General features: G+C 70.5%; 3 protein-coding genes and 2 pseudogenes. 3 read left to right on the forward strand and 2 right to left on the reverse strand.

What is annotated here, in order from left to right:
* Window positions 1-413, forward strand: a pseudogene (locus tag AOK00_RS27720) (hypothetical protein); the annotation flags it as partial.
* A 199-nt stretch (window positions 414-612) separates the two neighbouring features.
* Here the strand turns inward: AOK00_RS27720 and AOK00_RS27725 are convergent.
* Together AOK00_RS27725 and uvrA are read right to left on the reverse strand one after the other, a co-directional pair.
* Window positions 613-1,050, reverse strand: a complete 438-nt coding sequence (locus AOK00_RS27725) for a Rieske (2Fe-2S) protein (protein ID WP_055602989.1) — start codon at window positions 1,048-1,050, stop codon at window positions 613-615.
* Between the two features lie 134 nt (window positions 1,051-1,184).
* Window positions 1,185-4,235: an excinuclease ABC subunit UvrA gene (uvrA, locus tag AOK00_RS27730; RefSeq protein WP_055602990.1), complete on the reverse strand. Its 3,051-nt coding sequence runs from the start codon at window positions 4,233-4,235 to the stop codon at window positions 1,185-1,187.
* 198 nt (window positions 4,236-4,433) lie between these two features.
* Here uvrA and AOK00_RS27735 point away from each other — a divergent pair, with 198 nt between their 5' ends.
* Window positions 4,434-5,117: a maleylpyruvate isomerase family mycothiol-dependent enzyme gene (locus tag AOK00_RS27735; RefSeq protein ID WP_055602991.1), complete on the forward strand. Its 684-nt coding sequence runs from the start codon at window positions 4,434-4,436 to the stop codon at window positions 5,115-5,117.
* A gap of 44 nt (window positions 5,118-5,161) precedes the next feature.
* Window positions 5,162-5,358, forward strand: a pseudogene (locus AOK00_RS27740) (MBL fold metallo-hydrolase); the annotation flags it as partial.

Below are 5,358 nucleotides of genomic sequence, written 5' to 3' on the forward strand. Positions count from 1 at the left end.
GCCGCCCGCACCGTGACCCGTCACGGGTCACGGTGCGGGCGGCGGAGAACTGCCGGACGGGGCGGGTGCGGTGGGACGCGGCGACGGGGGTGCTGGTGGCGGAGCTGCTCTTCGACACGCGGCTGCGCGCCGGGGACACGTACCTCTTCTCGTACGGCTTCGAGGACGGTACGGCGGGACCGAGCGGGGAGTACGTGCGCGGGTTCAGTTTCGCGGGCGGGCAGTACGTGCTGCAGGTGCGCTTCGACGAGGCGGCGCTGCCCGTGCGGTGCCGGCGGTTCGCACAGGCCTCGACGGGTGCGCCGCGCGGTGGCCGCGCGGAGCTGACCGTGAGCGGCCGGCACCGCACGGTGCACGTCGTGGAGCAGGGGGTACGCCCGGGGATCCTGGGGATCGACTGGGACTGGACCTGACGGAGACCCGACCCGACGGAGACCTGACCCGAGGGGGAGCTGCCCCGACGGGGACTGGACCCGACGGGGACTGGACCCGGCGGAAACCTGACCTGGCAAGGCCGGGACCCGATGGGGCCGTGACCCCTAGGGGACAGGGGCCGTGACCCTACGGGGCAGGCCCTGACGCGGACGGGTCCCGACGGCCGCGGAGCCCTGCTCAGGCCTTGGGCGCGGCCTCGGGGCCCGCGACCAGCCGGCCGTTCTCGACGCGGACCGGGACGGCGGGGAGCGGGACGGTGGCCGGGCCCTTGAGCGCCTTGCCGGTCGTGACGTCGAAGCGGCTGCCGTGGCAGGGGCAGTTGCCCTCGTTGTTCTCGATCTTGTCGAGGACGCAGCCGGCGTGGGTGCACTGGGCGCTGAACGCCTTGTACTCGCCCTTGGCCGGGCAGCTCACGAGGACCTTCTGCTCGCGGTAGAGCTTGGCGCCGCCGACGGGGATCTCGTCCGGGGCGCCGAGGGCGACCGGGGCGGTCGGGGTCGGGACCCCGGCGTGGCCGAGTTTGGATTCGGTGGAGCAGGCGGCGACTCCCAGTCCGGCGGCACCGGCGAGAGCGGCGCCCTTCAGTACGGTGCGGCGGCTGGACTGGCCGGACATGGGCGCTCCACGGTGGATCGGGGCAAGGCGTGACCGAACCGACGATACCGGCGGGGTTCCCCGCGCCGACGGCCGGGCCCGGGTCGGTCCAGAGGCGGAGCAGGGCCCCCGAGGAGGGGGCCCTGCCGGGGACGTCAGGCCTTGCGGGCCCGCGTCGTCGCCTTCTTCGCGGCGGCCTTGGTGGCGGTCGCCTTCGTGGCCGTCTTCTTGGCGACCGTCTTCTTGGCGGCCGTCTTCGTCGTCGCGGCCTTCTTGGCGGGCGCCTTGGCCGGAGCCTTCCTCGCCGCCGTCTTCCTCGTCCCGCGGGCCGCCGGGACGGTCACCCCGGCGTCGCTGACCCGGTCCGCGCCGAGGATCTCGCGGAGGAACTTGCCGGTGTGGCTCGCCGGGACCGAGGCGACCTCCTCCGGCGTGCCCTCGGCGACGACCAGGCCGCCGCCGCTGCCGCCCTCGGGGCCCATGTCGATGAGCCAGTCGGCCGTCTTGATGACATCGAGGTTGTGCTCGATGACGATCACCGAGTTGCCCTTGTCGACCAGACCGGACAGGACCTTGATCAGCTTCGAGATGTCCTCGAAGTGCAGACCGGTGGTCGGCTCGTCCAGGACGTAGACCGTGCGGCCCGTGGAGCGCTTCTGGAGCTCGGAGGCGAGCTTCACGCGCTGTGCCTCGCCGCCCGAGAGCGTCGGCGCGGACTGGCCGAGCCGGACGTACCCGAGGCCGACCTCGTTGAGCGTGCGCAGGTGGCGCGCGATGGTCGGGACGGCCTCGAAGAAGTCCAGGGCCTCCTCGATCGGCATGTTCAGGACTTCGGCGATGGACTTGCCCTTGTAGTGGACCTCCAGGGTCTCCCGGTTGTACCGGTCGCCGTGGCAGACCTCGCACGGGACGTAGACGTCCGGGAGGAAGTTCATCTCGATCTTGATCGTGCCGTCGCCGGAGCAGTTCTCGCAGCGGCCGCCCTTGACGTTGAAGGAGAACCGGCCGGGCAGGTAGCCCCGGACCTTGGCCTCCATCGTCTCGGCGAAGAGCTTGCGGACGTGGTCGAAGACGCCGGTGTAGGTCGCCGGGTTCGACCGCGGGGTGCGGCCGATCGGGGACTGGTCGACGTGCACGACCTTGTCGACGAGGTCGTCGCCGTCCACGCGCGTGTGCCGGCCGGGCACCGACTTGGCGCCGTTCAGCTCGCGCGCGAGGTGGGTGTAGAGGATGTCGTTGACCAGGGTCGACTTGCCGGAGCCGGAGACACCGGTGACGGCGGTGAGGACGCCCAGCGGGAACGAGACGTCGATGTCCTGGAGGTTGTTCTCGCGGGCTCCGTGCACGGTGAGCCGGCGGCCGGGGTCGACCGGGCGGCGGATGGCCGGGGTGGGGATCTCCCGGCGTCCGGACAGGTACTGCCCGGTCATCGACTCCTCGTTGCCGAGGAGCTCCTTCAAGGTGCCGGAGTGGACGACCTTGCCGCCGTGCTCACCGGCTCCGGGGCCGATGTCGACGATCCAGTCGGCGACCTTGATGGTGTCCTCGTCGTGCTCGACGACGATGAGGGTGTTGCCCATGTCCCGGAGCCGTACGAGCGTCTCGATGAGGCGGTGGTTGTCGCGCTGGTGGAGGCCGATGGACGGCTCGTCGAGCACGTACAGCACGCCGACCAGGCCGGAGCCGATCTGGGTGGCGAGCCTGATGCGCTGGGCCTCGCCGCCGGAGAGGGTACCCGCGGCGCGGTTGAGCGAGAGGTAGTCGAGGCCGACGTCGACGAGGAAGCGCAGCCGCTCGTTGACCTCCTTGAGGACCCGCTCGGCGATCTTCTTGTCCCGGGCGTTCAGCGTGAGGCGGGAGAGGAACTCGGCGCAGTCGCTGATCGACATCGCGGCGACCTCGGCGATGGACTTCTCCATCACCGTGACCGCGAGGACGATCGGCTTGAGGCGGGTGCCCTCACAGGTGGGGCACGGCACCTCGCGCATGTAGCCCTCGAAGCGCTCGCGGCTGGAGTCGCTCTCGGCCTCGGTGTGACGCCGCTTGACGAAGGAGACGGCCCCTTCGAAGGCCGGGGTCGTGTACGCCCGCTCCCTGCCGTACCGGTTGCGGTAGCGCACCTCGACCTGGGTCTTGTGGCCGTACATCAGGGCCTTCTTGGCGCGCTGCGGCAGCCCCGCGTACGGCATGTCCGTGCGGAAGCCGAGGGCCTGCGACAGACCGCCGATGAGCCGGCCGAAGTACTCCTTGGTGTGGCCGTGCGACCAGGGGTGGATCGCGCCCTCGTCGAGGGACTTGTCCTCGTCGGGGACGATCAGCTCCGGGTCGACCTCCATGCGGGTGCCGATGCCGGTGCAGTCGGGGCAGGCGCCGAACGGCGAGTTGAAGGAGAAGGAGCGCGGCTCCAGCTCCTCGAAGGACAGGTCGTCGTACGGGCAGTAGAGGTGCTCCGAGTACATCCGCTCGCGCTCGGGGTCGTCCTCGGCGAGGTCGACGAAGTCGAGCACGACCATGCCGCCGGAGAGTCCGAGCGCGGTCTCGACGGAGTCGGTGAGACGGCGCTTGGCGCTGTCCTTCACGGTGAGGCGGTCGACGACTACCTCGATCGTGTGCTTCTCCTGCTTCTTCAGCGTCGGCGGTTCGCTCAGCTGCACGGTCACGCCGTCGACGCGGGCGCGGCTGTAGCCCTTGGTCTGGAGGTCGGCGAAGAGGTCGACGAACTCGCCCTTGCGCTCGCGCACGAGCGGGGAGAGCACCTGGAAGCGGCTGCCCTCGGGGAGTTCGAGGACCTTGTCGACGATGGCCTGCGGCGACTGGCGGGAGATCGGCCGGCGGCACTCGGGACAGTGCGGCTTGCCGATGCGGGCGAAGAGCAGGCGGAGGTAGTCGTAGACCTCGGTGATGGTGCCGACCGTCGAGCGCGGGTTGCGCGAGGTCGACTTCTGGTCGATGGAGACCGCGGGCGACAGACCTTCGATGAAGTCGACGTCCGGCTTGTCCATCTGGCCGAGGAACTGCCGGGCGTACGAGGAGAGCGACTCGACGTAGCGGCGCTGCCCCTCGGCGAAGATCGTGTCGAACGCGAGGGAGGACTTGCCCGACCCCGAGAGCCCGGTGAAGACGATCAGGGAGTCACGCGGGAGGTCGAGCGAGACGTTCTTGAGGTTGTGCTCACGAGCGCCACGGACGATGAGACGGTCGGTCACGCCGGTCCGCACCTTTCTTCAGAGAGCGGATGCTGCAGAGGGATGCCGCAGAGAGCTGATGTGCCTGAAACACCCAACGCTTCAAGGATGCCGGATGCTTCCTTCGAGCTTATAGCACGCACATTCGATTTCCGGACTCTCGGAGACCTCTTCACCCGAACGAGTGGTGACACCCCGGCTGGCACTAGGGTCGGCGCCATGATCGACCACGAACGCGACCTCGCTCACGTACGCGAAGCGACCGAAAGGCTGCTGACGGCGGCCGCCTCCCTGGACAACGCGGCGACCGCCGAGCCGTCACGGCTGCCGGGCTGGACCCGTGGCCATGTGCTCGCCCACGTCGCCCGGAACGCCGACGCTCTGGTGAACGTCCTCCAGGGCCTCCCCATGTACCCCGACGCCGCGACCCGCGACGCCGACATCGAGCGCGACTCCGGCCGCCCGCTCGACGTCCAGCTCGCCGACCTGCGCGAGACCGCCGCCCGATTCCAGGCCGTGGGCGCCGAGCCGGCCGACTGGAGCCGGACGGTCGAGCTCCGCAACGGTGTCCTGGACAGCGCCTCCCGGATCCCGTTCCGCCGCTGGGCGGAGGTCGACCTGCACCACGTCGACCTGGGCGTCGGCTACGAGCTGGAGGACCTGCCCGAGGAGTTCGTGAACCGGGAGATCGACTTCCTCGCCGACCGTTTCGCCGGCCTGGAGACCGTGCCGACGACCGCCCTCTGGGCCGACGGCGGCCGGGTGTGGAAGACCGGCGGTACGGCCGGCGGCGTCGTCGTCACGGGCAGCCCCGTCGAGATCCTCGGCTGGCTGGCCGGGCGCCGCGACGGCGCGGCCCTGGAGACCAAGGGCGGATCGCTGCCGAAGCTCCCCCCGTTGTAGCGCTCGCAGCCCCTTCCGCGGGTGGCCGGGACTAGTCTGAGCGCATGACGTACAGCGGAGTGGTGAAGGTCGGCGGGGCGGCGGACGTGCACGAGCTGACGGACCTGATGATCTCGAAGGTCGCGGTCGGCCCGATGGACAACAACGCGTATCTGCTGCGCTGCCGGGCCACCGGCGAGCAGCTGCTGATCGACGCGGCCAACGACGCGGACACCCTCCTCACGCTGATCGGTGACGACGG

Origin of the sequence: Streptomyces aureus (assembly GCF_001418135.1) — a bacterium.
GTDB classification, from domain to species: Bacteria; Actinomycetota; Actinomycetes; order Streptomycetales; family Streptomycetaceae; genus Streptomyces; species Streptomyces aureus_A.

Bases quoted from the DNA above. Each gene is read 5' to 3' on its own strand.
- AOK00_RS27735 (WP_055602991.1), top strand. From the start codon at position 4,434: ATGATCGACCACGAACGCGACCTCGCTCACGTACGCGAAGCGACCGAA.
- AOK00_RS27725 (WP_055602989.1), bottom strand. From the start codon at position 1,050: ATGTCCGGCCAGTCCAGCCGCCGCACCGTACTGAAGGGCGCCGCTCTC.